This window comes from Sanguibacter gelidistatuariae (assembly GCF_900096585.1).
GTDB classification, from domain to species: domain Bacteria; phylum Actinomycetota; class Actinomycetes; order Actinomycetales; family Cellulomonadaceae; genus Sanguibacter; species Sanguibacter gelidistatuariae.
In genome coordinates this window covers 248,032-273,420 of record NZ_FMYH01000005.1, presented here as the reverse complement: position 1 = coordinate 273,420, position 25,389 = coordinate 248,032, and the positions used below count along the sequence as shown (strand labels likewise).

At 69.1% G+C, this 25,389-nt stretch carries 25 protein-coding genes and 3 tRNA genes; 11 read left to right on the top strand and 17 right to left on the bottom strand.

Annotated elements, in window-relative coordinates:
- Positions 1–5 precede the first annotated feature (5 nt).
- The 5 genes from BLQ50_RS18850 to BLQ50_RS12755 all read right to left on the bottom strand — a co-directional run bounded on the left by BLQ50_RS18850 (position 6) and on the right by BLQ50_RS12755 (position 1,844).
- Positions 6–200, bottom strand: coding sequence for a hypothetical protein (locus BLQ50_RS18850; protein ID WP_217629169.1), 195 nt, complete (start codon positions 198–200; stop codon positions 6–8).
- A gap of 237 nt (positions 201–437) precedes the next feature.
- Positions 438–511, bottom strand: a tRNA-Val gene (locus tag BLQ50_RS12770).
- Positions 512–547: 36 nt separating this feature from the next.
- Entirely contained in the window at positions 548–961 is a 414-nt protein-coding gene (locus BLQ50_RS12765; RefSeq protein WP_093184186.1) for a hypothetical protein, read from the bottom strand.
- Positions 958–1,425 carry a peroxiredoxin gene (locus BLQ50_RS12760; RefSeq protein ID WP_245701183.1) on the bottom strand — a complete coding sequence of 156 codons (468 nt, stop codon included), beginning with the start codon at positions 1,423–1,425 and terminating at the stop codon, positions 958–960. The genes BLQ50_RS12765 and BLQ50_RS12760 overlap by 4 nt, the downstream gene beginning before the upstream one ends.
- Positions 1,426–1,430: 5 nt before the next feature.
- A complete protein-coding gene (locus tag BLQ50_RS12755; protein ID WP_093184185.1) occupies positions 1,431–1,844 on the bottom strand; it encodes a DUF3052 domain-containing protein in 414 nt (137 codons plus the stop codon).
- A 436-nt stretch (positions 1,845–2,280) separates the two neighbouring features.
- Here BLQ50_RS12755 and aceE point away from each other — a divergent pair, with 436 nt between their 5' ends.
- Complete coding sequence (gene aceE / locus BLQ50_RS12750) at positions 2,281–5,025, top strand: pyruvate dehydrogenase (acetyl-transferring), homodimeric type (RefSeq protein WP_093184376.1); 2,745 nt, start codon at positions 2,281–2,283, stop codon at positions 5,023–5,025.
- Positions 5,026–5,097: 72 nt separating this feature from the next.
- Here the strand turns inward: aceE and BLQ50_RS12745 are convergent, their stop codons facing one another.
- Positions 5,098–5,784: a hypothetical protein gene (locus BLQ50_RS12745; protein WP_093184183.1), complete on the bottom strand. Its 687-nt coding sequence runs from the start codon at positions 5,782–5,784 to the stop codon at positions 5,098–5,100.
- A gap of 124 nt (positions 5,785–5,908) precedes the next feature.
- Here BLQ50_RS12745 and BLQ50_RS12740 point away from each other — a divergent pair, with 124 nt between their 5' ends.
- The 5 genes from BLQ50_RS12740 to BLQ50_RS12720 all read left to right on the top strand — a co-directional run bounded on the left by BLQ50_RS12740 (position 5,909) and on the right by BLQ50_RS12720 (position 10,992).
- Positions 5,909–7,102, top strand: coding sequence for a PucR family transcriptional regulator (locus BLQ50_RS12740; protein ID WP_093184182.1), 1,194 nt, complete (start codon positions 5,909–5,911; stop codon positions 7,100–7,102).
- Between the two features lie 164 nt (positions 7,103–7,266).
- Positions 7,267–8,295: an ACP S-malonyltransferase gene (locus BLQ50_RS12735; RefSeq protein ID WP_093184180.1), complete on the top strand. Its 1,029-nt coding sequence runs from the start codon at positions 7,267–7,269 to the stop codon at positions 8,293–8,295.
- Positions 8,292–9,296 (top strand): beta-ketoacyl-ACP synthase III, encoded by a 1,005-nt coding sequence (locus BLQ50_RS12730; RefSeq protein ID WP_093184179.1) that lies wholly within the window; start codon positions 8,292–8,294, stop codon positions 9,294–9,296. The genes BLQ50_RS12735 and BLQ50_RS12730 overlap by 4 nt, the downstream gene beginning before the upstream one ends.
- 64 nt (positions 9,297–9,360) lie before the next feature.
- A complete protein-coding gene (locus BLQ50_RS12725) occupies positions 9,361–9,609 on the top strand; it encodes an acyl carrier protein (protein ID WP_093184177.1) in 249 nt (82 codons plus the stop codon).
- Between the two features lie 138 nt (positions 9,610–9,747).
- Positions 9,748–10,992, top strand: a complete 1,245-nt coding sequence (locus BLQ50_RS12720; protein WP_093184176.1) for a beta-ketoacyl-[acyl-carrier-protein] synthase family protein — start codon at positions 9,748–9,750, stop codon at positions 10,990–10,992.
- Positions 10,993–11,084: 92 nt separating this feature from the next.
- Here BLQ50_RS12720 and BLQ50_RS12715 read toward each other — a convergent pair whose 3' ends face one another.
- The 3 genes from BLQ50_RS12715 to BLQ50_RS12705 all read right to left on the bottom strand — a co-directional run bounded on the left by BLQ50_RS12715 (position 11,085) and on the right by BLQ50_RS12705 (position 13,158).
- Positions 11,085–11,585 carry a DUF3145 domain-containing protein gene (locus BLQ50_RS12715; RefSeq protein ID WP_093184174.1) on the bottom strand — a complete coding sequence of 167 codons (501 nt, stop codon included), beginning with the start codon at positions 11,583–11,585 and terminating at the stop codon, positions 11,085–11,087.
- A gap of 168 nt (positions 11,586–11,753) precedes the next feature.
- On the bottom strand, positions 11,754–12,242 hold the full coding sequence (gene def / locus BLQ50_RS12710) for a peptide deformylase (protein ID WP_093184173.1): 489 nt from the start codon (positions 12,240–12,242) through the stop codon (positions 11,754–11,756).
- 109 nt (positions 12,243–12,351) lie between these two features.
- Positions 12,352–13,158 (bottom strand): DUF1206 domain-containing protein, encoded by an 807-nt coding sequence (locus BLQ50_RS12705; protein WP_093184171.1) that lies wholly within the window; start codon positions 13,156–13,158, stop codon positions 12,352–12,354.
- Positions 13,159–13,217: 59 nt separating this feature from the next.
- On the opposite strand from BLQ50_RS12705, the gene BLQ50_RS12700 reads away from it, so the two are divergent.
- From BLQ50_RS12700 to BLQ50_RS12690, 3 genes are all read left to right on the top strand, one after another.
- A tRNA-Ile gene (locus BLQ50_RS12700) sits at positions 13,218–13,291 on the top strand.
- Between the two features lie 80 nt (positions 13,292–13,371).
- A complete protein-coding gene (locus BLQ50_RS12695) occupies positions 13,372–13,914 on the top strand; it encodes a hypothetical protein (protein ID WP_093184170.1) in 543 nt (180 codons plus the stop codon).
- 19 nt (positions 13,915–13,933) lie between these two features.
- Positions 13,934–14,006: transfer RNA gene (locus BLQ50_RS12690), tRNA-Asn, on the top strand.
- A 54-nt stretch (positions 14,007–14,060) separates the two neighbouring features.
- Here the strand turns inward: BLQ50_RS12690 and BLQ50_RS12685 are convergent.
- Positions 14,061–15,437 carry an FAD-binding oxidoreductase gene (locus tag BLQ50_RS12685; RefSeq protein ID WP_093184168.1) on the bottom strand — a complete coding sequence of 459 codons (1,377 nt, stop codon included), beginning with the start codon at positions 15,435–15,437 and terminating at the stop codon, positions 14,061–14,063.
- 458 nt (positions 15,438–15,895) lie between these two features.
- Here BLQ50_RS12685 and BLQ50_RS12680 point away from each other — a divergent pair, with 458 nt between their 5' ends.
- Entirely contained in the window at positions 15,896–16,183 is a 288-nt protein-coding gene (locus BLQ50_RS12680; RefSeq protein WP_093184167.1) for a hypothetical protein, read from the top strand.
- An 18-nt stretch (positions 16,184–16,201) separates the two neighbouring features.
- Here BLQ50_RS12680 and dnaG read toward each other — a convergent pair whose 3' ends face one another.
- The 3 genes from dnaG to BLQ50_RS12665 all read right to left on the bottom strand — a co-directional run bounded on the left by dnaG (position 16,202) and on the right by BLQ50_RS12665 (position 19,037).
- Positions 16,202–18,121 carry a DNA primase gene (gene dnaG / locus BLQ50_RS12675; RefSeq protein WP_093184166.1) on the bottom strand — a complete coding sequence of 640 codons (1,920 nt, stop codon included), beginning with the start codon at positions 18,119–18,121 and terminating at the stop codon, positions 16,202–16,204.
- A gap of 10 nt (positions 18,122–18,131) precedes the next feature.
- Positions 18,132–18,488, bottom strand: a complete 357-nt coding sequence (locus BLQ50_RS12670) for a helix-turn-helix domain-containing protein (RefSeq protein WP_175559122.1) — start codon at positions 18,486–18,488, stop codon at positions 18,132–18,134.
- 135 nt (positions 18,489–18,623) lie between these two features.
- A complete protein-coding gene (locus tag BLQ50_RS12665; protein WP_093184163.1) occupies positions 18,624–19,037 on the bottom strand; it encodes a DUF6597 domain-containing transcriptional factor in 414 nt (137 codons plus the stop codon).
- Positions 19,038–19,112: 75 nt separating this feature from the next.
- Here BLQ50_RS12665 and BLQ50_RS12660 point away from each other — a divergent pair, with 75 nt between their 5' ends.
- Positions 19,113–19,571: a VOC family protein gene (locus BLQ50_RS12660; protein WP_093184161.1), complete on the top strand. Its 459-nt coding sequence runs from the start codon at positions 19,113–19,115 to the stop codon at positions 19,569–19,571.
- 24 nt (positions 19,572–19,595) lie between these two features.
- On the opposite strand, the gene BLQ50_RS12655 is transcribed toward BLQ50_RS12660, so the two are convergent.
- Genes BLQ50_RS12655 through BLQ50_RS12640 form a run of 4 tightly spaced genes read right to left on the bottom strand, consistent with a single transcriptional unit; the run spans position 19,596 to position 25,320 of the window.
- A complete protein-coding gene (locus tag BLQ50_RS12655) occupies positions 19,596–20,891 on the bottom strand; it encodes a deoxyguanosinetriphosphate triphosphohydrolase (protein ID WP_093184160.1) in 1,296 nt (431 codons plus the stop codon).
- A 43-nt stretch (positions 20,892–20,934) separates the two neighbouring features.
- Positions 20,935–22,776: a glycoside hydrolase family 13 protein gene (locus BLQ50_RS12650; RefSeq protein ID WP_093184158.1), complete on the bottom strand. Its 1,842-nt coding sequence runs from the start codon at positions 22,774–22,776 to the stop codon at positions 20,935–20,937.
- On the bottom strand, positions 22,776–23,672 hold the full coding sequence (locus BLQ50_RS12645; protein ID WP_093184157.1) for a sugar ABC transporter permease: 897 nt from the start codon (positions 23,670–23,672) through the stop codon (positions 22,776–22,778). Before BLQ50_RS12645 ends, BLQ50_RS12650 begins: the two co-directional genes overlap by 1 nt.
- Before the next feature lies 1 nt (position 23,673).
- Positions 23,674–25,320, bottom strand: coding sequence for an ABC transporter permease subunit (locus tag BLQ50_RS12640; protein ID WP_093184156.1), 1,647 nt, complete (start codon positions 25,318–25,320; stop codon positions 23,674–23,676).
- Positions 25,321–25,389: the final 69 nt, after the last annotated feature.

The window sequence follows — 25,389 nt, the reverse complement described above, 5'->3', positions numbered from 1 at the left end:
GAACGTCAACCGCGTGCGGCCCACGCATCGTCGCCGGCGCGCAGGGCTGCTGCGGTGACGATGCCGATGATCTCCAGTACCCCGCCAGCGACCGCGTACCATTCGCCGCCCCCGAAGATGTCGCCGGCGGACACCGCCGACCGCGAGATCGTGATCTCTCGAGTGATCGACCCACGGGAGCTGGTGTTCGAGGCGTTCACCGAGGTGCGGCACCTGTGACGACTCGCTACGACGCATCTGTAACCAAGCGTTCTTTGAACGCATCAGTGTCTACGAAATCGAGAACATCGACACTATAGAAAGCGAACCCGGTGAACCGTTCGATTCGCTTCTTGATCCGAACCTCCACGCCGCAGCACTGGCCTACGAGGCCAGGCTGCCTACGGGAGAGGATGTCAAACCTGCGGATGTCGCAAGTCTGAACATCGAACACTGGGTGGGCCCGGAGGGACTCGAACCCCCGACATCCACGGTGTAAGCGTGGCGCTCTAACCAACTGAGCTACAGGCCCTTGAACGAGCGGATGACAGCCTACCCGCTCGCAGAGTCAGCCCTCGACCGGCACGAACGTCGCGACGCACCCCGCGATGATCGTCGCGAAGTCTTCCCCCGTGCACAGCCGCCGGTCCCACTTCCCCGATCCCCACTTGTCCTGCGTGGAGTCGATGAAGATGTCCACCCCGCCGATCTTGGGACCGACCCGGAAGTAGTACGTGATGGGGTCGCCCTCAGTCGTGAGCTTCGCCACGACAAACTCGGCTCCGGTCGCGACCCCGGCCTCGAGACAGTCCCATGCCTGCGCCGGAACGCTCTCCCCTTGTGCGAGCTTCAGCTCGCCGCAGGAGGCGAGCGGGGCGCGGCCGGCGAACTCCGACTTCTCCGGGTCCGGGCCTGCTACGCACCCGGTGACGCCGGTCAGGACCGTCGCCACGACCAGGACGGAAGCCAGAGTCAGCTTCACAACCCGGCCAACGCCGCCCGGTACCCGGCGAAGTCGCGTCGCTGGCCACGCGGGTTCACCACGGCCCACCGCACGATCCCGCCCGAGTCGATGAGGAAGCTGCCGCGGACTGCCAGGCCGCGCTCGGCGTCGAACACGCCGTAGGCGCGAGCAACCTCGCCGTGCGGCCAGAAGTCCGAGAGCAGGTCGAAGGTGTAACCGTCCTGCTCGGCCCACGCCTTGAGCGAGTACATCGCGTCGCACGAGACGACCAGGAGCTCGACGCCCGCGGTCTCGAACTCCTCGATGTTGTCCCGCAGCTCGCACAGCTCGGCCGTGCAGTTCCCGGAAAACGCGAAGGGGACGAACACTACGAGTACCGGCTTGCCCCGGAGGTCACCGAGGTGGACCGGGGTGCCGTGGGTGTTGGGCAGCGTGAAGTCCGGCGCCGCATCGCCGACGGCGAGCGTCACCTCAGGGGACACCGAGCTCACTTGCCGCGGCCGCGGTTGCCGAGCTTGGTCGCCGACCAGTCCGAGGCGATCGAGAACGTGCTCGTCGCGTGCAGCCCGGCCGTGGTCGCAGCCTCCTGGATGTCGCTGTGCCCGACGTGCCCGTCACGGCCCGGCTTGCGGGTGAAGATCCAGATGACCCCGCCGTCGTCGAGCACGGTCTGCACGTCGACGAGGGTGTCGGTGAGATCGCCGTCGTCCTCGCGCCACCAGACGATGACACCGTCGGTGACCTCGTCGTACTCCTCGTCCACCAGATCGGTTCCGGTGATCTCTTCGATGGCGTCCCGGAGGGCGTCGTCGACGTCCTCGGCCCACCCGAACTCCTGGACAACGAGCCCAGAGGTGAAACCTAGGCGGTTCGCATCCTGAGGCTCAGCGGTCGCTACCACGGTGATGTTCTTCCCTTCACAGCAGATTCCGGACGCGTGACCACGCCGGATGGTTCAATGGTGGCAAACGTAGCCCACTGTGCGCTAGGTCGCGTCCGGAATCGGCCACGAAACGCCGACGCATCGTTGTCGGGGACCGATTTCTCCCCTGCCACCAGGGCGCACAGCCTCCGGAGCGCGCCCAGCAAGCGGGACATCTGCATGGATCTGACGCCCGGAATCGTTGACGTACCAACGATGTCACGAACGTCACGTCCGATCTTCACGTCACGGGGTGGCTTTCACCTCGACCATGCGTTGAGAATGGTCAGAACGACCGGAGTTGACGAACCCTTTGCGCGCAGCACACACAGCTGCTGCATGCAGCACCCAACGACCGGTCCAGGCGAGCAATGGGGCACACCGCCCCCGCTCTGAACACGATGTGAGGTTGCTGGTGGCTACGCATGACGAGACGGGACCATTGATCAATGGTCTGTTGAGCCAGGTCCCCGATATCGACCCCTCCGAGACCGGAGAATGGGTCGAGTCCCTCGACGGGCTGATTGATGACCGCGGGGGCCCTCGCGCCCGCTACGTCCTGCTGAACCTGCTCAAGCGCGCCCGGGAGCGCAACGTCGCCATCCCGACGTCGATCAACACTCCCTACGTGAACACGATCGGTGTGCACGAGGAGCCGTACTTCCCCGGCGACGAGGTGATCGAGCGCCGCTACCGCAGCTGGAACCGGTGGAACGCGGCCGTCATGGTCACCCGCGCACAGCGCCCCGGGATCGGGGTCGGTGGACACATATCCTCCTACGCCTCCGTGGCGACGCTGTACGAGGTGGGCCTCAACCACTTCTTCCACGGCAAGGACCACCCAGGCGGCGGAGACCAGGTCTACTTCCAGGGCCACGCCTCCCCCGGTGTGTACTCGCGTGCCTTCCTCGAGGGACGCCTCTCGGCCGAGGACCTCGACGGGTTCCGCCAGGAGCACTCCCACGCCGGCGGCGGACTGCCGTCCTACCCGCACCCGCGTCAGATGCGTGACTTCTGGGAGTTCCCGACCGTCTCGATGGGCCTCGGCCCGGCGTCGGCCATCTACCAGGCGTGGACTAACCGCTACCTGAACAACCGCGGCATCAAGGACACCAGCCAGCAGAACGTCTGGGCGTTCCTCGGCGACGGCGAGATGGACGAGCCGGAGAGCCGCGGCATGCTGCAGCTCGCTGCCCAGCAGCAGCTCGACAACCTCACCTTCGTCGTCAACTGCAACCTGCAGCGTCTCGATGGTCCGGTCCGTGGAAACGGCAAGATCATCCAGGAACTCGAGGCGCAGTTCAAGGGCGCCGGCTGGAACGTCATCAAGGTCATCTGGGGCCGCGAATGGGACGTCCTCCTCAACGCGGACAAGGACCGCTCGCTCGTCAACCTCATGAACGAGACGCCCGACGGTGATTACCAGACCTACCGCGCGGAGGATGGCGCGTTCATCCGTGAGCACTTCTTCGGCCGCGACCCGCGGACCAAGCAGCTCGTGGAGAACCTTTCCGACGACGACATCTGGGCGCTCAAGCGCGGCGGCCACGACTACCGCAAGATCTACGCGGCCTACGCGGCGGCCATGGCCCACACCGGCCAGCCGACCGTCATCCTCGCGCACACGATCAAGGGCTACGGGCTGGGTTCCGGCTTCGCCGGGCGCAACTCCACGCACCAGATGAAGAAGGTCGGCCCCGCCGACCTCAAGACGCTGCGCGACACGCTGCACATCCCGATCACCGACGCCGAGCTCGACGCCGACCCGTACGCACCGCCGTACTACCACCCGGGCGTTGACGCTCCGGAGATCCAGTACATGCTGGACCGCCGGGCCAAGCTGGGCGGCTTCGTTCCTGAACGTCGCTCGGTGTCCACCGCGGTGACCCTGCCGGCCGACTCCAAGTACGACATCCTCAAGAAGGGTTCGGGAGCTCAGGAGATCGCCACCACCCAGGCGTTCGTCCGACTGCTCAAGGACCTCATCAAGGACAAGGAGTTCGGCAACCGCATCGTCCCGATCATCCCGGACGAGGCACGCACCTTCGGCCTGGACTCGATCTTCCCGAGCGCCAAGATCTTCAACACCCTCGGCCAGAACTATCTCGCCGTGGACCGCGACCTCATGCTCTCCTACAAGGAGTCCGAGTCCGGTCAGATCATGCACACGGGGATCAACGAGGCCGGCTCGGCCTCCGCGTTCCAGGCCGTGGGCACGTCCTACGCCACACACGGCGAGGTGATGATCCCGTTCTACATCTTCTACTCGATGTTCGGGTTCCAGCGCACCGGCGACCAGTTCTGGGCCGCGGGTGACCAGCTCACCCGTGGGTTCATCATCGGTGCTACCGCCGGCCGTACGACCCTGACCGGTGAGGGCCTCCAGCACGCTGACGGCCACTCCCCGATCCTGGCCGCCACGAACGCCGCGATCGTCCAGTACGACCCGGCGTACGGCTACGAGATCAGCCATATCGTCCGCGACGGCATCCAGCGCATGTACGGCGAGAACGAGTCACGTGACCCCAACGTCATGTACTACCTCACCGTCTACAACGAGCCGATGACCCAGCCGGCCGAGCCGGCCGACGTCGACGCCGACGGCATCCTGCGCGGTATCCACCGCATCGCTGCGAGCGACGCCGAAGGCCCCAAGGCGCAGATCCTCGCCTCGGGCGTGGGCGTGCCGTGGGCGATCGAGGCCAAGGAGCTGCTCGCCAAGGACTGGGGCGTCCAGGCCGACGTGTGGTCCGTGACGAGCTGGAACGAGCTGCGCCGCGACGGCCTCGCCGCCGAGCAGCACAACTTCCTGCACCCGTCCGAGCCCGAGCGTGAGGCCTACCTCACGACGAAGCTCAAGGACGCTCAGGGGCCGTTCGTGGCCACGAGCGACTTCGATCACCTCGTCCCCGACCAGGTCCGCCAGTGGATCCCGGGCGAGTACGCGGTCCTCGGCGCCGACGGGTTCGGGTTCTCCGACACCCGCGCCGCCGCTCGCCGTTACTTCAAGATCGACGGACCCTCCGTCGTCGTGCGGGTCCTGCAGCAGCTCGCTCGCCGCGGCGAGGTAGCGGCCGACGCGCCCGCACGGGCGATCGAGCAGTACCAGCTGCACGACGTCAACGCGGGTGCCTCTGGCAACGCCGGCGGGGCCTCCTGACCTGGTGGCACGACGACGAAAGGCCCGGTTCCCAAATGGAACCGGGCCTTTCGTCATCCCTAGCGGGTGTGCTCAGGTCCCCGTGATCTGCTGCTCGAGGTGGGCGATCTGCGCATCCAGCTCACCACGGATGGCGGCGACAGCCTTCGTGTCCGGGTGCGTCACCAGGATCTCCAGGTGGTGGCGTGCGTCGAAGAGCCGGTCGGCCTCGACCGCGGCGAGCACCACCTGACGCCCCGCCTCCGGGGTGTGCTCCTTCGCACGCCAGTGCCCCACGCCCAGCCCCAGCGCCTCCACGGGCAGTCCGGCCTCACGCAGGACTGCGATCGCCTCAGCGAGGGCCTGGCCGGTCGGGTCGCGGTCGGCGGCCGTGGCCAGGCGACGGATGGCGGCGTCCTGGTCGTCAGCCAGGGACAGCCGAGCGAGCTCGATGAGCGGGTACCAGGCCCGCGGGTTCCCGGCGAGCTCCTCACCGAGCGCCCAGACCGCGAGGTCCGCGGCGCGCTGCTTGGCGTGCTCGTCCTCCGGGGCGGAGAGCGGGTCGTCGGCATGGGTGCCCTCGGCCGCGCGCCTGCGGACGACCTCAGAGAGCGCCTGGAAAGCACGGCTGTTGTTGGGGTCGTCGACCAGCATGGCTCGCAGCGCGTCCTCGTGGAGGGTGTCGCCGCGGCGGTCTCCCGTGGTCGGACGGCGCGCGCCGATGGTCGAGGCCGACGAGGTGCGGCGCATGAGCTGACGGAGTCTGGGCATGAGTGCCATACGCCGACGATAGCCGTTCGCGCCGCTCGCCACCGCAGATGTGACCGGATTGCACGGAACGTCGCCGCCCTCCGTCAGCCGTACTTTTGTGAGTTCCCCACAACCGACGACGTATGCTCGGGGGATGCCACCCGCTGCAAAGAACGCGAATGCTGGCGCGGCGTCGACATCCACCACCGCCACCACGCTCCAGCGGGTGCGCGAGGGGAGCGGCCTGCTCACCGCCGCGGCACTGCGCCGCCTCGACGACGAGCTCCCCTGGTACCGCGACCTGCCGGCCGAAGACCGTTCCTGGGTGGGTCTGGTCGCCCAGTCCGGCATCACGGCGTTCGTCACCTGGTACGCCGACCCGTCCGTCTCCCCGCACGCCGTGAGCGACATCTTTGCGGCCGCGCCCACCGACCTCACCCGGTCCATCTCGCTGCAGCACACACTCCAGCTGGTCCGCATCGTCGTCGAAGTGGTCGAGACCCACAGCGACCAGCTCGCCGCCCCCGGCGGGGAGCGGGACCTCCGGGAGGCCGTCCTGCGGTACTCCCGCGAGGTGGCCTTCTCCGCCGCCGAGGTCTACGCCCGCGCGGCCGAGGTCCGCGGCGCGTGGGACGCCCGCCTGGAGGCTCTCGTCGTCGACGCGATCATCCGCGGCGACAACGACAACTCCCTGCGCTCCCGCGTGGCCGCCCTCGGCTGGAGCGGACGCGGGTCCGTCCTGGTCCTGGTCGGTACCACCACCTCCCCGCTCGACGACATCCGCGCGGCCGAGCTGCGCCGCGCCACCCGCCGCGCGGCCGCGGACGTGCTGGTGGGCATCCAGGGCGACCGCATCGTGCTCGTGCTCGGCGGGGAGGGCGACCTGGTGGCCGCCGCAACCTCGCTGCTGCCCCGCTTCGGCCCCGGGCCCGTGATCATCGGCCCGGAGATGGCGAGCCTGGAAGACGCCCCGCGTTCTGCCGCAGCCGCTCTGGCCGGCCTGCGTGCGGCCCCCGCCTGGCCACAGGCGCCGCGCCCGGTGCTGGCCGACGAGCTGCTCCCCGAACGGGTACTCACAGGCGACCACGAAGCCCGTCGCACGCTTGTCCGGCAGGCCTACACACCGCTCTTCGAGGCAACCGGGTCGGTCCTGGAGACACTCTCGGCCTACCTGGCCACGGGGCGATCCCTCGAGGCCGCGGCCCGCAACCTCTACGTCCACCCCAACACGGTGCGTTATCGTCTCCGCAAGGTTGCCGAGCTCACCGGCTGGGACCCTCTGGACGCCCGGGAGTCGTTTGTGCTCCAGGTGGCCTTGGCCGTGGGGCGGCTCGCGGCAAGTCGCTGAGTCGGTCGACGAGGGGCCGCTGTGGGGTGCTGCGCAGGCGCTCCACGGTGGACGCGCGTCGAAGCCATCGACGGCCGTCTTGTAGGTTGTGCACAATCACCAGAGAAACACTTCGTGCGGGTCGTGACGGCCCGTTCCCCTACCGGATCGGGCAGAGTTAGATCGTGCTTGCCGTCGTTTGCCCTGGACAGGGCTCCCAGTCCCCCGGAATGCTCGCCCCTTGGCTCGAGCTGCCCGGCGTCGCCGACCAGCTGGCCGCCTTCTCACAGGCGTCCGGAACCGATCTCGTGGCTCACGGAACGGTCTCGGACGCTGACGCGATCCGCGACACCGCCGTCGCCCAGCCCCTCATCGTCTCGTCCTCCCTGGTTGCGCTGCGCGCAGTGCTCGACGGCGCGCCGGCGACCGGCATCGTGGATATCACCGCGGGCCACTCCGTCGGCGAGTTCGCCGCCGCGGCCGTGGCGGGCGTGTTCGACGACGCAGCAGCCGTCGGCCTGGTGACCGCGCGGGCCCGTTTCATGGCCTTGGCGGCGGCCGCCACGCCGACCGGCATGAGCGCCGTCGTCGGCGGCGATCCGCAGGAGGTCCTCGCCGCGATAGAGGCCGCGGGGCTCTTCCCCGCCAACGTCAACAGCGCCGGGCAGGTCGTCGCGGCCGGTTCTTTCGAGGGCCTCGCCGCCCTGGCCGCCGCCCCGCCCGCCAAGGCCCGGGTCATCGCCCTGCAGGTGGCCGGCGCCTTCCACACACCCTTCATGCAGCCCGCCTTGGACTCCTTCGCCACGGTCGCCGCCGGCTGGCCCGCCGCTGATCCATCCCTCGGACTGCTGTCCAACGCCGACGGCGCCACGTACGCCCAGATCGACGCCGCGGGAGCCGGTGGAGCGGTTGGTGGCCCCTTCGGGTCCCGCCAAGACGTTCTGCGCCGCCTCGCCGACCAGATCGTCGCCCCGGTGCGCTGGGACCTGTGCCAAGAGCAGCTCATCGCGCTCGGCGTGACCGGGCTGCTCGAGCTCGCACCGGGCGGGGTCCTGGTGGGCCTGGCCCGCCGCTCGCTCCCGGGCGTGGAGACGGTCGCCATCAAGTCGCCCGCCGACCTCGACGCGGCACACGACCTCGTCGCCCGCCATTCAACTGCGGCGTCGAACGCCACAGCACCCACCACCAGCTCGCCGGAAAAGGACTCGAAGTGACCATCCAGCTCAAGCAGTCGACCGGCCCGCAGTTCTCCCGGATCCTCGGGATCGGCGCGGAGCGCGGCGAGCTCGTCGTGACCAACGACGACATCGCCGGCCCGATCGACTCCTCCGACGAGTGGATCCGCCAGCGGACCGGGATCATCACCCGCCGTCGCGCCGGAGCCGAGACCTCGTTGCTCGACCTCGCCGAGGCCGCCGCCCGCAAGGCGCTCGACGCCGCCGGGCTGACCGGCGCGGACATCGACGTCGTCATCCTCTCGACCGTCACCTACTTCCACCAGACCCCCTCCGGGGCTGCGGTCCTCGCCGACCGGATCGGGGCCACCCCCGCAGCGGCCTACGACATCTCGGCGGCCTGCGCCGGCTACGCCTACGGCATCGGCCAGGCCGACGCGCTCGTGCGCTCGGGGGCGGCCCGGAACGTGCTCGTGATCGGCGCGGAGAAGATGAGCGACTTCATCGACCCGACCGACCGCTCGATCTCCTTCCTGCTCGGCGACGGCGCGGGCGCGGCGATCGTTGGTCCCTCGGCATTCCCCGGCATCGGCCCGACCGTCTGGGGCTCGGACGGATCCAAGGCCCAGACGATCCGCCAGACGCACGGGTGGAGCGACCTCAAGGAGCACCCCGAGCTCGGCTGGCCGACCCTGCGCCAGGAGGGGCAGCCGGTGTTCAAGTGGGCCAGCTTCCAGATGCCCGTCATCGCCCAGCAGGCCCTCGACGCGGCCGGCGTGAGCGCCGACCAGATCCAGGTGTTCATCCCGCACCAGGCGAACATGCGCATCATCGACCAGTTCATCAAGCAGCTCAAGCTGCCTGAGACGGTTGTCGTGGCGCGTGACATCGCCGACACCGGCAACACCTCGGCGGCCTCGATCCCGCTCGCCGCGGAACGCCTGCTCCGCGAGGGCGCGGCGAAGTCGGGTGACCTCGCCCTGCAGATCGGATTTGGCGCCGGGCTGGTCTATGCCGCTCAGGTCGTCGTTCTGCCGTAGGTTTCCCCCGTACCTATTTCTTGCCCCGCACGTCAGTCACCACCACACACAAGGAGATATACCCATGGCTTTCACCGAAGCTGATGTCCTCGCAGGCCTCGCCGAGATCGTTGCCGAAGAGACCGGTCTGCCGGCCGACTCGGTCACCTCGGAGAAGTCCTTCACCGATGACCTCGACATCGACTCGCTCTCGATGATGACGATCGTGACCCACGCCGAGGACAAGTTCTCCGTGACCATCCCCGACGACGAGGTCAAGAACCTCGCCACCGTCGGCGACGCGGTGAGCTTCATCACCGGCGCGCAGGCCTGATCCACGCCTGATTCGCTGGGACGGGACCGCTCGCGGCTCCCGTCCCAGCGGCACCAGACCCCCGCGTCCGACGACGGTGGGTCTTCACTGGCTCCACCGGCCCCGCTCGGGCACCGTTCACGATCCCCAGGAGTTCCCATGACCAACGTTCGCGACGTCGTCGTGACCGGCCTTGGTGCCACCACGCCGCTCGGCGGCGACGTGGCATCGACCTGGACGGCCGCCCTGAACGGCGAGTCCGGTGCCCGCACCCTCGACAACGACTGGGCCGAGACATACGGCATGCCCGTCAACTTCGCTGCGACCATCAAGGTCAAGCCCGAGGAGGTGCTCGCTCGTCCCGAGATGAAGCGCATGGACCCCTCGGCGCAGTACGCCATCATCGCCGCCCGCGAAGCCTGGACCGACGCGGGCTCCCCCGAGCTCGACGGCGACCGCATCGGCTCCGTGGTCTCCTCGGGCATCGGCGGCATCTGGACCACCCTCGACGCCTGGGACACGCTGCGCGAGAAGGGTGCCCGTCGCGTCCTGCCGATGACGGTCCCGATGCTCATGCCGAACTCCCCCACCGCGTACGTCTCCCTCGAGTTCGGTGCTCGCGCCGGCGCGCACGCCCTCGTCTCCGCCTGCGCCTCGGGCGCCGAGGCGATCGCCTACGGCGTCGAGATGATCCGCTCGGGCCGGGCCGACGTCGTCATCGCCGGCGGTACCGAGGCGACCATCCACCCCATGCCGATCTCCGCCTTCGCGGCCTCGCGCACGCTGTCGCTGCGCAACGACGACCCCGCAGGCGCCTCGCGCCCCTACGACGTCGACCGGGACGGCTTTGTCATCGGCGAGGGCGCGGCCATCGTCGTGCTCGAGGCCGCCGACCACGCCGCGGCCCGCGGCGCCCGGGTCTACGCCAAGATCGGTGGTATCGGTCTGACCGCCGACGGCTACCACATCACCTCCCCCGAGCCCACCGGCGCCGGGCAGATCCGCGCCATGGGCGCGGCCCTCGAGGACGCCCAGGTGACTGCGGCCGACGTCGTGCACGTCAACGCCCACGCGACCTCCACGGTCGTGGGCGACCTCATCGAGGCCCGCTCTGTGAGCGCCGTCATCGGGGCCTCTGCGGACCGCGTAGCGCTCTCGGCGACGAAGTCCATGACCGGTCACCTGCTCGGCGGCGCCGGCGCCCTGGAGACGGTCTTCACGGTGCTTGCCGTCCACCACCGCCAGGCCCCGCCGACGATCAACGTCGCCAACCCCGACCCCGAGCTGGCTCTCGACCTCGTCCGGGACACCCCGCGCGCGTTGCCCGCGGGCGACATCGCGGCGATCAACAACTCCTTCGGCTTCGGCGGGCACAACGTGGCCCTGGTGGTCACGAACGTCTGACCCACCGCCTACGGCAACGGGGTGGACCCGATCGGGTCCACCCCTTCGTCATTTGCTGGAAGCTGCTGGCAGTACGAGGGCGCCCTGGACGCTCAGCCGACGCGGTGCAGCCAGCGCACGGGAGCGCCGGCGCCGGCATAGCGGAAGGGCTCGAGCTCGTCGTCCCACGCCTGGCCCAGCGCGAGGTCAAGCTCGTTGCGCATCCGACGCGGGTCGTGAGCGAACTCCAGGGCGGCACGGACGCGGTCCTCGGGGACGACCATGTTGCCGTGCACGTCGGTCGCGGCGTGAAAGATCCCGAGCTCAGGGGTGTGGCTCCACCGGGAGCCGTCGGAACCGTGGCTGGCCTCTTCGGTCACCTCGTAGCGCAGGTGGGTCCAGCCGCGCAGGGCCGAGGCCAAGCGTGATCCAGAGCCCTGCTGACCCTGCCAGGTGTATTCCGCGCGGTAGAGTCCGGGCGCGGCAGGCTGCTCGATCCAGTCGAGCGTCACGGCGGTGCCGAGAACATTGCTCGCTGCCCACTCGAGGTGCGGGCAGAGCGCTCGTGGAGACGAGTGCACGAAAAATACACCGCGGGTGATAGCACCAGCCATGTTGTCCCTCCCAGAGTAGAGATTCGTCTTCCCCAACGACCTCTGAAACCAGGCGACTTCACGTACTTCACGGTTTGTCTGAACTGCTGTGCCACATCATGCCGTAGATCACACCCGATGACCAGCGCGTCCCACGCCCCGGTCTGCGCCTGGGCAGGTCACGTCAGGTCAGAGGGACTCGCGCAGCTCGCGCATGGCCTTCTTGCGGGTGGCCCGCTCCAGACGGTCGAGGTAGAGGTACCCATCGAGGTGGTCCACCTCGTGCTGCAGGCAGCGCGCCATGAGCTCGGTGCCCTCCACGACGACCTTGTTGCCGTCCAGGTCGGTCCCCTCCACGCGGGCGTACCAGGCGCGCTTGGTCGGGTACCACAGGCCCGGGACGGAGAGGCAGCCCTCGTCGCCGTCCTGATACTCGTCCTCGGAGACCTCGACGATCTTGGGGTTGAGGACGTAGCCGACCTCGTCGTCGATGTTCCAGGAGAAGGCGCGCAGGCTCACGCCGATCTGGTTCGCGGCGAGTCCCGCGCGACCATCGTGGTCGACGGTGTCGACGAGGTCCTCGACAAGACCTCTGACCCGGTCGTCAATCACCGTGATCTCCTCGCACGGGGTGCGGAGGACGGGATCGGGGATGACACGGATCTCACGGATAGCCATGCGGATATTCTTCCATGACGCAGCCCCCTCCCGTCACATCGAGGGCAGGCCTGCTCGTCACACGTCGGGGTCACACTGCAAGGCCACAGCGCAAGTTCACAGCGCGAGGTCACATCTGGGCGTACCGTGCCCGGGCGAAGGAGTAGAGCCCGTAGGCAGCGAAGCCCACGGCGACGACTGCCAGCATGAGCTTGCCGAAGGGCAGCTCCGCCAGGGTGCGCAACGCCACGTCGAGGCCACTGGCCTTGTCCGGATCGGCCTGGACCGCGCCGACGACGAACAGCACACCCATGATGATCAGGGCCACGCCCTTGGCGGCGTAGCCCGCCACCCCGGCCACGATCACCCCGCGGCCCACCGCGCCATCCCCCGTGCTCTCGAGGTCTTCCGTGAACTTCTGGCTCAACCCCTTGTAGACGTGGTAGCCACCGACCGCGACGATCACCACGCCGGCGACCGCGACTCCCACCCGGCCCAGGGGGGACGACATCAGGGCGTCGGTCCCCGACCCCGACCCGGAGCCACCGCCTTGGACCACACGCCAGGCGAGGACAGCCAGGACGAGGTAGGTGACAGCCGTGGCGACCGCCTTCATCCTCGTGCTCCCCGCGTCCTCCTCCGACCCGGACACGGCGACCGCAGTCGTCACCTGCCACGCCCCCAGGGTCGCCAGGGCGACGACGGCGAACCACAGGATGGCAACACCCCACGGGGCATCCCCGAGTGCGGACAGCGCCCCCTCCTGGTCCGCCGACTCACCACCCGCGGACGAGGTCAGAGCGAGGTGGATGGCGACCCAACCGATGACAAGGTGCAACAGCCCACTCACGGCGTAGCCGGCGCGCGCGACCCGCCGAAACCCGTCCGATCCTTGGAGGTCGCGTGCCCGGTTGGTGGCTGCTGAGTTCGTCGGCATCCGATGATGGTCTCACCAGCAGCGGTGTTCTGTCCTGCGGCGGATACACTCTCCAGCGCGCCCTGTTAGCTCAGCTGGTCAGAGCAATCGACTCATAATCGACTGGTCGCCGGTTCAAGTCCGGCACGGGGCACCCCTGAGGCCTCTGCACCTACCGGCGCGGAGGCCTCCGGCGTCTGCCTCGGGCCGCTCGCAACGACTACGGTGGGGACCATGGGACTGTTCTCACGCACAGACGCGATGCCAGCCGAGATCCGCCGGGCTCTGCCCCTGTCCCCCGGTGACTCCGCGCTGGCCAGTGCGCTGCTCCGCGACGGGGGCTGGGTCGTGGCCACCCAGCACACGCTTGTTTTCGTTGCCGCACCGGACCCCGAGCAGGCGACCCTGGCCCCGCCCACGTCGTGGCCGTGGTGCCAGGTGGACCGGGCGAGCTGGGACCCCGAGTCGGCGTCCCTGACCGTGCGCTGGGTCGACACCGCCGCCCCTCTCCCCCTGCACCTGGTCCACCCCGAACGCACCACCTTCGCCCGGGTCTTCCGTGAGCGCGTGCAGTACTCGGTGATCCTGGCCGAGACGGTGCACCTTCCCGACGGGCTGTCCGCACGGGTTGCCGTGCGTCGTGACGCTTCGGGCGATCTGTTCACCCAAGTTGTGCCGGACCCCGGTGCCGACGTAAGGTCTGCGAGGTCAGCCCAGCTGATCCGGTCGGCACTATCCCGGTTGCGCTCCACGTCCGGAGCACCTCCGGAAGCCTGATAGAGTTTTTTCCGGTCAGTCCCGCGTAGCTCAGTTGGCAGAGCATCCGACTGTTAATCGGATTGTCACTGGTTCGAGTCCAGTCGCGGGAGCAGTCCACGAAGGCCCCGATCTGCGCCAGCAGGTCGGGGCCTTCGTCGTTCGCCCTATGGTCCGACCGGGATCCCGTGCCCGAACCTCAGCATGTTGGTCGGGTCATAGCTGGTCTTGGCCGCACTGAGCCTGGCGTAGATCTCCGGGGACCAGGCCCGCGCCCGGTCCGCCGCGTCCCCCGGCCGGCCGTGGAAGTTCACCATCGTCCCCCCGGTCGCGTAGGGCTCCATCGCCTGCAGCAGGTCATGGATCGCCGCGGGCACGACGGCGGCCACCGGCCCGGCCATGAGCCCGATCGCGATGAGCGAGAACGCGGCGTCACGCCCGGAGACGGAGTCCGCCCCGGCCGGCGGGCCCACGAGCCGGCCCCCGAGCGGGCGCAGCTCGACCATCAGGAGCGGAGACTCCACCTGGGCCCCGGCCAGTTCGAGGAGGGCCTCCTGGGCCGCCTCGTCGAAGTGGCGCAGGAGGACCCCGCCGTCCTCGAAGGGCGTCGGGTTCACCGGGTCCATGTGCACCATGTCGATGTCGCGGTAGTTCATCGGTCCGACCGCGTCCATGAGCGGCGTCGAGACCTGTCGCATCGGCGCCAACAGGGCCTCACCCTCACTGGCGCCCCCGATGAAGGCGAACCGTAGGTGCACCACGAACTGCCCACGCAGCGGCTCCGGCACGAACTCGAGGTCGGGCAGGCGGAGCAGGGCGATCGAGGGCGCGGCGGTCTCGGGCAGGGTCGGCCACCAGTCTCCGAAGGCGGAGAGCACGGCAGCCGCGTCCGCCCCTGGGAACATGATCCCGCCGCCGTAGAGCTCGGCGAGCGGCAGCAGGCCGCAGACCATGGACGTGACGATCGCGAAGCTGCCGGTGCCGCCGCGCAACGCCGAGAACAGCTCCGGGTGGGTCTCGGCGTCGACGTGACGCGCCTCGCCGTCGGGCGTGACGACCTCGAAACTGTGCACGTGGTCGGCGGCGAAGCCGAAGGCCCGCCCCAGGACCGGAAGCCCGCCACCCAGCGTGTACCCGACGACGCCCACGTCGGTGCTCGATCCGTTGAGACCGATCAGCCCGAGCGGGACGCTCGCGGCCAGGACGTCGCGCCACTTCACGCCCGCCCCCACGTGGGCGGTCCGCGCGACGGGGTCGACGACGACGTCCTGCATGCGGCGGGTGCAGATCAGCAGTCCGCCGTCGATCGCGTCGCTCGCCCCGTGACCGGTGGCCTGGACCGCGACGGGGAGCCCGAGGCCGGCCGCCCAGCGGACGCCGGCCGCGACGTCGTCGGCGTCTGTGGCCCCCAGGACGACGTCCGGGGAGTGCTGGACGGCCAGGTTGAAGGCGAGCGCGTCGTCGGCGTAGCCGGGGTCGCCGGGGACAGTCACCGGCCCGGTGACGGCGTCGGCAAGTGCGTGAACATCTGCTTCAGAGACCATGGTGAGCTCCTGGTGCCTCCGTGACGGCGTCGGCCCGCAGCACGCGGGTGAGCGGCCGTGCGAGGCCGAGAGAGGCGATACGCGGTTGTATGAGGAGCGAGCCGTCTCTGCAGGCGGCCCGTGAGGATGCATGGAGGCCACGACGGCCGACGACGGTGTCGGCGTCTGGTGCATCCGGGAGATCAGGAGCGCACCGAAAGGCGACGCACCTGGTCTGACGTGTGGGCATCGTGGGGAGGCAGGCATCTCGACGACGCGCCTCCTGGAAGATCCCCGATCACCCGATCGTCTCGCACTCTCGGCTCGCGCTCAACACGTAGACGTGCATCCGGACGCGCTCACTGTTGCGACTTCTGGGCGCTCCACGGCGGCTCGATCGCGAGCGAGCCGTCCCGCCCGGAGAATTTCGTCCGCGGACGCATGCCAGTGATCGTCGTCTTGTCTGGGAGAGTTAGACCATGACCGATGTCGCGCGCTCTCCCCAACGCATCCGTGAGACTCCCCCGCAACCGTTCCACGGCGTGTATGACAGCCCCGCGCTCGCCCACGCTTTTGGGGTCACCCCGGCCCTGCTGCGCATGTGGGTCGCCGGGATCCGGGTCGCCCCGGAGGGCTTCCCCGAGCCCGAGGGCATGCTCAACGGTGGAAATATCTGGAGCGCCGAGTCGGTCGCGCCGATCGTCGAGGCACGACGCCAGCTCATCGAGCGTGGCGAGATCAGGGCAGAGGACTCCCCGAGCAGCTGACGCGGTCGTCGCCTGCGCCTACTCGCCCGCTTGCTCACGCAGCTCGCGGCGCTGCTGCTCGATCGTCAGCAGGTCGGTGAACGCCTGGGTATAGGCCTCGGCCTCGGCGACCGGGTCGATCCGCTGCAGCCGGCTGCGGGCGTTGCCGATCTTGCGCGTGAAGCCCAGGTCGAGGAAGGCCCGCACGATCCCGCGGACGTAGTCCTCGATCGCTCCCGGACGGTCCTCGGGCAGTGGTGCCACCGCGAGCTCGTTGACGAGTGCGAGCACGGGTGCGCTCGACTCCTCCGCGACCAGGGCCACCCACTCGGAGTCGGCGCGTCCGGCCGCGGATGCCAGCCCTCCGGTCGCCCGGATCGCCTCGTGGACCGCGCGCCAGGCAGGCACCGTGAACGCGTCCCCCGGCACGTCGTCGACGAGGGCCGCCGGGACCATCTGCGGGTACTGCAGGATCACCTCGAGGGTCTGGCGTTCCAGCCGGGCGATCGGGTCGGTGTGGCTGGGCCGTGAGAGCCCGTCACCGGCGGCAACTGCCGGCAGCTGGCCGCGCTCAGCGGGCCTGGACGGGCTCGCGGAGCCGCGTCCGGCGTCGTGCACGGCGCGGCGCACGGACTCGCCGTCCATGCCCAGCCAGCCGGCGAGCATGCGCGCGTACTCGGGGCGCAGCGCCGTGTCGCGGATCCCGGCGACGACGGGCGCGGCCGAGCGCAGCGCGGCCACCCGCCCCTCGGCCGTCTCCAGGTCGAAGCTGGCCAGCGTCGTCTTGAGGACAAACTCGAAGAGCGGCTGGCGGCCCTCCACGAGAGCCTGGACGGCCTGCGGTCCGCGCGCCTGGCGCAGCTCGCACGGGTCCATGCCGTTCGGCTCGACCGCGACGAAGGTCTGGGCGTAGAACTTCTGGTCCTCGCCAAAAGCGCGCATGGCGGCCTTCTGGCCAGCCGCATCACCGTCGAAGGTGAAGATGATCTCACCGCCCGAGGACCCTCCCCCGGCGAGCTGGACGCCCGCCCCCGAGCTCGTGTCACCCACCAGACGGCGCACGAAGCGCACGTGGTCGGAACCGAAGGCCGTGCCGCACGTCGCCACGGCCGTGGTCACCCCGGACAGGTGCGCGGCCATGACGTCGGTGTATCCCTCGACGACGACGATCTGCTTGTTCTTGGCGATGTCCCGCTTGGCGAGGTCGATCCCGTAGAGGACCTGCGACTTCTTGTAGAGGGCGGTCTCAGGGGTGTTGAGATACTTGGGTCCCTGGTCCTCCTCATAAAGCTTGCGCGCGCCGAAGCCGATCGTCTCACCGGTCACGTCGCGGATGGGCCAGACGAGCCGTCCGCGGAAGCGGTCGTACACACCCCGGTTTCCCTCGCTGACCAGGCCCGACGCCGCGATCTCGGGTTCGGTGAACCCCTTGCCGCGCAGGTGGCGCAGCAGGTTGTCCCAGCCGTTGGGGGCATAGCCGACGCCGAAGTGCAGCGCGTCGCCCCGGTCGAAGCTGCGCTCGGCAAGGAACGCCCGGCCTGCCGCGGCTTCCGGGCTGAGCAGCTGCTCGGCGAAGTACGCGGCGGCGATCCGGTTCGCCTCGAGCAGGCGCTGGCGCCGGCCCGGCTCTTCGGTCCGCCGGGGTCCGCCACCCTCTTCGTAGCGCAGCGTGATGCCCACCCGACCTGCGAGGTACTCAACCGCCTCGGAGAAGCCGAGGCCGTCCATCTTCTGCACGAAGGAGATGACATCGCCGCCCTCGTTGCAGCCGAAACAGTGCCAGCGCCCCACCTGGGGCCTGACATGGAACGACGGGGAGCGCTCGTCGTGGAAAGGGCACAGCCCTTTCATCGATCCGACGCCGGCCGTGCGCAGGGTGACCTGCTCGCCGACAATCTCCTCGATTCGCGCCTTGTCGCGTACTGCGTCGACGTCTTCGCGTTTGATGAGGCCTGCCACGTCCCTGAGTCTAGGCGTCCCCGGAGGCCCCCGGCGCCCCGGCCATCTGCGCGGCGCACCGGCGCGCGTACGCGCCCGGTGCGAGGCCGACGACGATCACAAAATCGGCTGTGAGGTGGGCCTGGTCGTAGTACCCGACCTGGGTGGCGACCTCGGCGAGGTCGCATCGTGGATCGGCGGCGATGCGCTCGGCGGCCAGGTGTACCCGATGGCGCTGCAGCAGCCACTTGGGCGTCACGCCGACGAAGGTCGTGAAGTCACGCTGGAGCGTGCGGACCGAGACCCCGGCGCGGGCCGCGAGGTCTTCGACCGTGGGGTAAGGACCGAAGCGCGCCGCCACGACGTCGGCTACCAGGGCGTTGATCACCTGCGCCCTGGGGTCGAGGACGGGTGCGGCGCTCCTCAGCAGGGTTGTGACGGCCGCGAGCGCGGATGTGGTGTCACCGCGTTCGGCGGCCGCGAGCGCCAGCTCGGCAGTCTGGTCGGCGGTCTGGTCGGCGGTCTAGTCGGCCGGGTCGAAGATCGTCGCGGCCGGGACGACCCGGTCCCGGAGCTCGGTCAGGGGACGGTGGAGGAAGGCGTGGAAGCCCGCAGGCCGGAACTTGGTCCCAACCGCGACCCCGCGCCCGCTCAGGTCCTTGGTGAACAGCCCGGCGGGCGTGCCGTGGGCGGCGAAGAGGTGCGGCTCCGCCACGAGGTTGACGCACGGGTGCGGGACGATCGTCTGCGCGAACGTCACCCCGGGCTCGAGGTCCCAGCGCACCACCCAGTGCCGTTCGACGAAGGGTTCAAGGTCGGGCGCCGGGTCCAGGCGTTCGAGGGTGAATGCCCGACGGGCGGCCGCCGGGTCGACGATGCCGCCGACGCCTGCGCTCGGGGACGGGACGCCGGTTCTTGGCGTGGGACTGTGTCGCATTCTTCCAAGCGTGCCACCTGCGACCGACAGAGACTGGGAGGACCAGCACGTCCGTCATCGCACGAGGAGCACACCATGGTCGATCCGATCCCCGCAGGCATGAGCACGCTGCACACGAACATCTCGGTCACAGGGTCCGTCGAGGCCATCGACTTCTACTCCCGGGCCTTCGGCGCCGAAGTCGTCTCCACGCTCGAGGCGGGCGGTCAGGTCATGCACTCGCTGCTGCGCCTGGGGAACTCGACGTTCACCGTCGCGGAGGCCATGCCCGACTTTGGTTCGGTCGCTCCGGACCCGGAGGGCCCCACCCACGCCTCGTTCACCATCAACGTCGTCGACGTCGACGCCGCGTACGCCCGCGCCGTCGCGGCGGGGGCGCGGTCCGTCTTGGCGCCCGCGGACCAGTTCCACGGGGACCGCACCGCGACGCTGCGCTGCCCCTACGGGCACCGGTGGTTCCTCAGCCAGCACATCGAGGACGTGAGCAACGAGGAGGTCGAGCGCCGCATGCTCGAGTGGATGGCGTCGTCCTGAGTCCCGTCCGCGCCACCGACCCGGTCAGCGGCGCACGCGCCCCGGTTGGACGAGCCGGGCGTGCCACTGGGCAGCGCTGATGTCGGTCAACGAGGCGACCTGGTCGATGACGATCCGCAGCCGCCGGGCGTCGTCGTCCGCCTCGCGCCAGTCGGCCGCGAAGGCCGGCTCGAGCGCGATCGGTGCCCGCTCGCCGAGGACCTCGACGAGGTCGGCGATCAGCTCACGCTGGTGGATGTAGAGGGGCTCGGCCTCGCGGGGGGCCATGATGTACGCCACGGCCAGCCCTTTGAGGACGAGGATCTCGGCGAGGGTGTGCTCGGGGACCACGAGGGTCGCCGCGTAACGGGTCAACGGACCGTCGCCGTACTGGGCCCGGGTGGCCTTCTCGGCGGCCTTGGCGAAGCGGCCGATGAGCGAGCTCGTGGTGTCCTTGAGCGTGGCGAGCGCCCGGCGCGAGCCGTCGAAGCCCTGGACCAGGAGCCCGGCGGCATCGAGGCGGTCGATCGCCTCGCGGAGCCCGTCGGGTGAGATGAGGTGCCCGTACCAGGTCTGCACGGCGTCGATCACCCGGGCCCGCTCCTCGTCCGCGGCGAGCACCGCGAGGTCGAAACGCCCCCCGACGATCCCGTCCTCGACGTCGTGCACGGAGTAGGAGATGTCGTCTGCCAGGTCCATGACCTGGGCCTCGAGGCACTTCACGCCGTCGGGCGCGCCCTCACGGAGCCACTCGAACACGGGCATGTCGTCGGCGTAGACACCGAACTTGTGCGTGGGACGCCCGTCCAGGCGCAGCGGGCCCTGGCGGTAGGCCCAGGGGTACTTCACGGAGGCGTCCAGGCTCGCCCGGGTGAGGTTGAGCCCGACGCCGCGGCCGTCGTCGGAGAACACCTTCCCCTCGAGCCGGGTGAGCAGCCGGAGCGTCTGGGCGTTCCCCTCGAAGCCGCCGATGTCCTTGGCCAGGTCGGCCAGGGCCCGCTCACCGTTGTGCCCGAACGGCGGGTGGCCCAGGTCGTGGGCCAGGCACGCGGTGTCGACGACGTCCGGATCGCAGCCGAGCGCCTTGCCGAGCTCGCGGCCCACCTGGGCGACCTCGAGAGTGTGGGTGAGGCGGGTGCGGATGAAGTCGTCCGACTCCGGGCCGAGCACCTGGGTCTTCGCCCCGAGCCGGCGCAACGCCGACGAGTGCACGATGCGCGCCCGGTCCCGCTCGAAGGGCGACCGGGACTTGCTCTTGGGCGCCTCCTTGACCCACCGTGCGCGGTCGGCTTTGGTGTAGCCGGAGGTGCTCGGGGTACGGCTTGCGTCAGTGTGTGGCACGGGTCAACCATATCGACCACCGCGGCGTTGCCCAGCAGTATGCCTAGCGCAGCCGCCAGACCTGCACGCCCGGGCCGTCCCCGGGCAGAGCGAGGCCGGCGTCGGACGCGGTGAGCGGGGCGCCGCCATAGAGGTTCTGTGCCGCGCTCCCCTGCGCCACCAACGACCCGGGCAGGGTCGCCCCGGCCCACGGTGCGCGGGCGACAAGCACAAGCACCGACTCCTCGGCCGACTCGCGCAGGTAGGCCACGGCGTCGTCGTCGACGACGACCCAGCGCAGACCGCCCTCGCGCAGCGCTTCGCTCGAGCGGCGCAGCGCGATGAGCCTGCGGTACACCTCGAAGGTGTCGGAGTCCCAACGATCGGGATCATCCCAGGGCATCGTCACGCGGGCGTGCTCGCCGTTGAGTCCCTGGGCGCCCACCTCGTCCCCGGCAAAGAGCACCGGTGTCCCGGGGTAGGTGAACAGCAGGGCTGCGGCGACCTCGACCATCTCCAGGGAGCCGGCGAGCGAGCGCAGCCGCGGGGTGTCGTGGGAACCCAGCATGTTCCACTGCGTGGCCATGACCTTCCACGGCACGACGGCGTCGAAGTCGCGCATGGCGGCGACCATGTCCTTGCCCGAGCGACGCGGCAGCGTCGTGGGCAGGCCGAGCGCGGGCACGGCGGAGTCGGGGGCGACGATCCAGGACCACACCGGGCGGGTGAACGCCGAGTAGTTCATGTTGGCGTGCCAGCCGTCGCCCATCATGTCCGCGCCCGAGTCGTGGAAGTGCTCGGAGACGAGGACGGACTCGGGGTTGACGGCGGCCATCGTGGCTCGGATGGTGCGGGCGACCTCGTGCGTCGTGTCCTGGTCGGCGAAGCGGCCGGTCATGTTCGCGACGTCGACCCGCCAGCCGTCGAGGGAGTACGGCGGTGCGACCCAGCGGCCGATCACCGAGGCGGGGCCCTCGATCATCCGCCGGGCGAGGGCCGCGGAGCCGTAGTTGAGCTTGGGCAGCGAGGCGTGCTCGAGCCAGCTGACGTAGCCGGTCGCGTCGTCGGTCCAGTAGTAGTAGGACGCTTCCTCGCTGCTCCGGTCCGCCTGGGCGGTCGTGAACCACTCGTGCCCGGAACCGGTGTGGTTCGTCGTGATGTCGCCCATGATGTGCATGCCACGGTCGTGGACCGCGCGGGAGAGGTCGATGAGCGCCTCGTCGCCGCCGAGCAGCGGGTCGACCCGGTCGAAGGTCGTCGCGTCGTAGCGGTGGTTGGACCGTGCCGGGAAGATCGGCGTGAGGTAGACGGTCCCGACCCCGAGCTCCGTGAGGTGGTCCAGGTGCTCGCGCACGCCGGGCAGGTCGCCGCCGTAGAGCTGGGTGGCGACGCCGTGGCCAGATCCGATCGGCTCGTCGTCCCACTCGGCCGGCAGGGCCCAGTCGGGCAGCGGTTTGTCATCGATCGCGCGGGCGAAGCGGTCGGGGAAGATCTGGTAGACGACCGAGTCGGTCATCCACACCGGCGCGGGCTCGAAGACTGTGAGGCGGAAGTCGGCGATGTCGGGGACCTCGCGGGCGAACACGCCGCGCCCGTTGAGCCAGAGGTAGCCGCCGGGTGCGTCGATGAAGAAGCGGTAGCTCGTCACCGGGTTGTGCACGAGGACCTCGGCCTCGTACCAGCGGTCCGTGTCGGTGACCTCGGTGAGGCGGGCTGGGGACATGCGCGGCTCGCCGTCGCGCACGACTCGCAGGTGGACGCCGCGCTCGGCGAAGCCCAACGGGATGCGCACGCGAACGGTCACGCTCTCGCCCAGGCGCGGCACGAGGGTGGAGACGTACAGGGACGATCCGTCGTGGTGCGGGTCGCCGAGGAGGTGACCCGCACCGTGGGGCTTGGGGGTCATTACTTGATTGATCCCGCCGTCAGACCGGACACGATGTACTTCTGCAGGAAGATGAACAGCGCGATGACCGGGATGGCGCTGATCACCGCGCCCGCCGCGAACAGGCCCCAGTTGGCCGAGAGCTGGTCGGAGACCCAGGCGTACAGCCCCACCGCGAGCGTCCAGTTGGACTCCGACTGGAGCACCAGCTTGGCGAGCAGGAAGTCGGAGAACGACCCGATGAAGCTCAGGAGGCCAACCACGGCGAGCACGGGGGCGACGAGCCTCAGGACGATCGTCCAGTAGATCTGGCCGTGCGTGGCCCCGTCGATCTTCGCCGCCTCGTCGAGCTCCTTGGGGATCGTGTTGAAGAACCCGTACATGAGGAACGTGTTCACCCCGAGCGCGCCACCGAGGTACACCATGATCAGCGCGATGCGTGAGTTCAGCCCGAGCACCGGCACCGCGTTCCCGAGGGACAAGAGGAGCAGGAAGACCGCGACGAAGGCGAGCAGCTGCGGGAACATCTGGATCACCAGCAGGCTAGTCAGCCCGACCCGGCGTCCGGTGAAGCGGAACCGCGAGAAGGCGTACGCGGCCGCCGCACCCATGAGCACGGTGCCGATCGCCGTCGCTGTCCCGATGAACAAGGTGTTGACCGCCCAGGTCCAGAACTTCGTGTCCCCCAGGGCTGCGTAGTTCGCACCCGTCACCGTCGCGAACAGATGGTTCGATCCGGTCAGGGTCCCGCTCGTGGAGAGCGACGCGGAGAAGATGTACACGATCGGGAAGATGGCATAGATGATCGCGAAGGCGATGACGACGTAGCGCCATCCCAGCTCACGCCACCACCGCTTGCCCTTGAGCGACGTGCGCAGCGCTTGTGAACTGGGTGCCGTGACAGTTGTGTGTGCCATGTCAGATGATCTCCTCGAGCGAGCGCGTCCTGCGGAAGCCGATCACCGAGATCGTCGCCACGATGATGAAGATGACGATCGACAGTGCACTGGCGAGTCCATAGTTCTTCGCGGCTCCGCCGTCGAGCCCGGAGATCGCGTAGACCATGGTGATGAGGATGTCCGTGTGCCCGACCGGCACGGAGGCGTCGACGAAACGTGGACCACCTCCCGTGAGCATCTCGATGATGTTGAAGTTGTTGAAGTTGAAGGCGAAGGACGAGATGAGCAGCGGCGCGACGGCGATGAGAAGCAACGGCATGGTGACCGACTTCCAGATCCGCGCGACACCGGCTCCGTCGATCTTCGCCGCCTCGATGACATCGCCCGGGATGGACTGCAGGGCTCCCGTGCAGATAAGGAACATGTAGGGGAAGCCCACCCACAGCTGGACGCCGAGCACCGCGAGCTTGGCCAGGTTCGGATCCGACAGCCACGGGATGTCGGCACCGCCGAGCAGGATCGTGTTGATGAATCCGTAGTCGGTGTTGAGCATCCCCCGCCAGAGCAAGAAGCTCATGAACGCCGGGAAGGCGTACGGCAGGATCATCACCGATCTCAGGATCCTGCGCCCCTTGACCCGCTCGTCGTTGAGCACGACCGCGAGGAAGAGTCCGAGCGCGAACGTCGTGATCACCGAGAGGACCGAGAAGACGATCGTCCACACGAGAACCTTGACAAATGGCTCGGAGTATCGGGAGTCACCGAAGGCGGTCTTGAAGTTGTCGAAGCCGACCACAACACGCCAACCGACGGGCAGCACGTCACCGTCCGGAGACTCAAACTGCCCCACGTCGTTGGGCTGATAGACCACGCCCGTCTGGACGTTGGTCATGGTGTCGGCCTCGGAGTCGTACTCGAGGATCGAGTGGTAGACGTAGCCGTTGCTGGCATCCTGCGTGCGGATCGAGCCGGCCTCGGGGTCCTCGGAGAACGGGACGCGGAGGTTCGAGACCTCCTTCTGCAGGGTGACGATGTCGTTGATGCCCAGCACCGTGAAGTCGGGGACGGACACGACCCGGCCACCCTCGATGACGGCTCCTGCGGATTCTTCCAGCGGGGTCTCGGCGGTTCCGACGAGGACCACGCCGTCGTCCACGATCGCGAAGCCGAGGGTGCCGTCCTGCTCGACGACGGACAGCTTGTAGCCGGACGAGCCCTCGACACGCTTCTCGTTCTGGATGAGCAGCGCCTCGATGGCCTGCTCCTTGTTGGAGTTGTGGCCGTCGCCGTAGTTGGTGAACGCGATGTAGCCGGTGTAGCCGATCGTGAAGATCTGATAGATGAGCAGGAAGGCGAGCCCAGGAAGCAGATACTTCATGGGCAGTGCGCGCTTGGAGAAGTACACGTAGTTGGTCACCAGGAGCAGCGCGACCATGCTCCATGCGATGAGCGCGTTGTCCTGCCCCCAGGCCGCCATGACGACGTAGACGCCTAGGGCGTCGATGATCGCAAGCAGCGCCAGCTTGGCGAAGAACCCTGCGGAATAGTTGCGAGCGTGAGACTCACGGTATGGGCGCTTCCTGACCGGCTCTGCCGGTACCAGCACATCCGCGGGGTCGTCACTGTTCTGGTGGGATTCCACCTTCGGCGGCTTGGGCGAACTCATCGGGACCTCCGTGCAATCCACGCAGCCTCGTCGGCGGCGCAGCGATGGACAAACTGAGACTACGGGCAA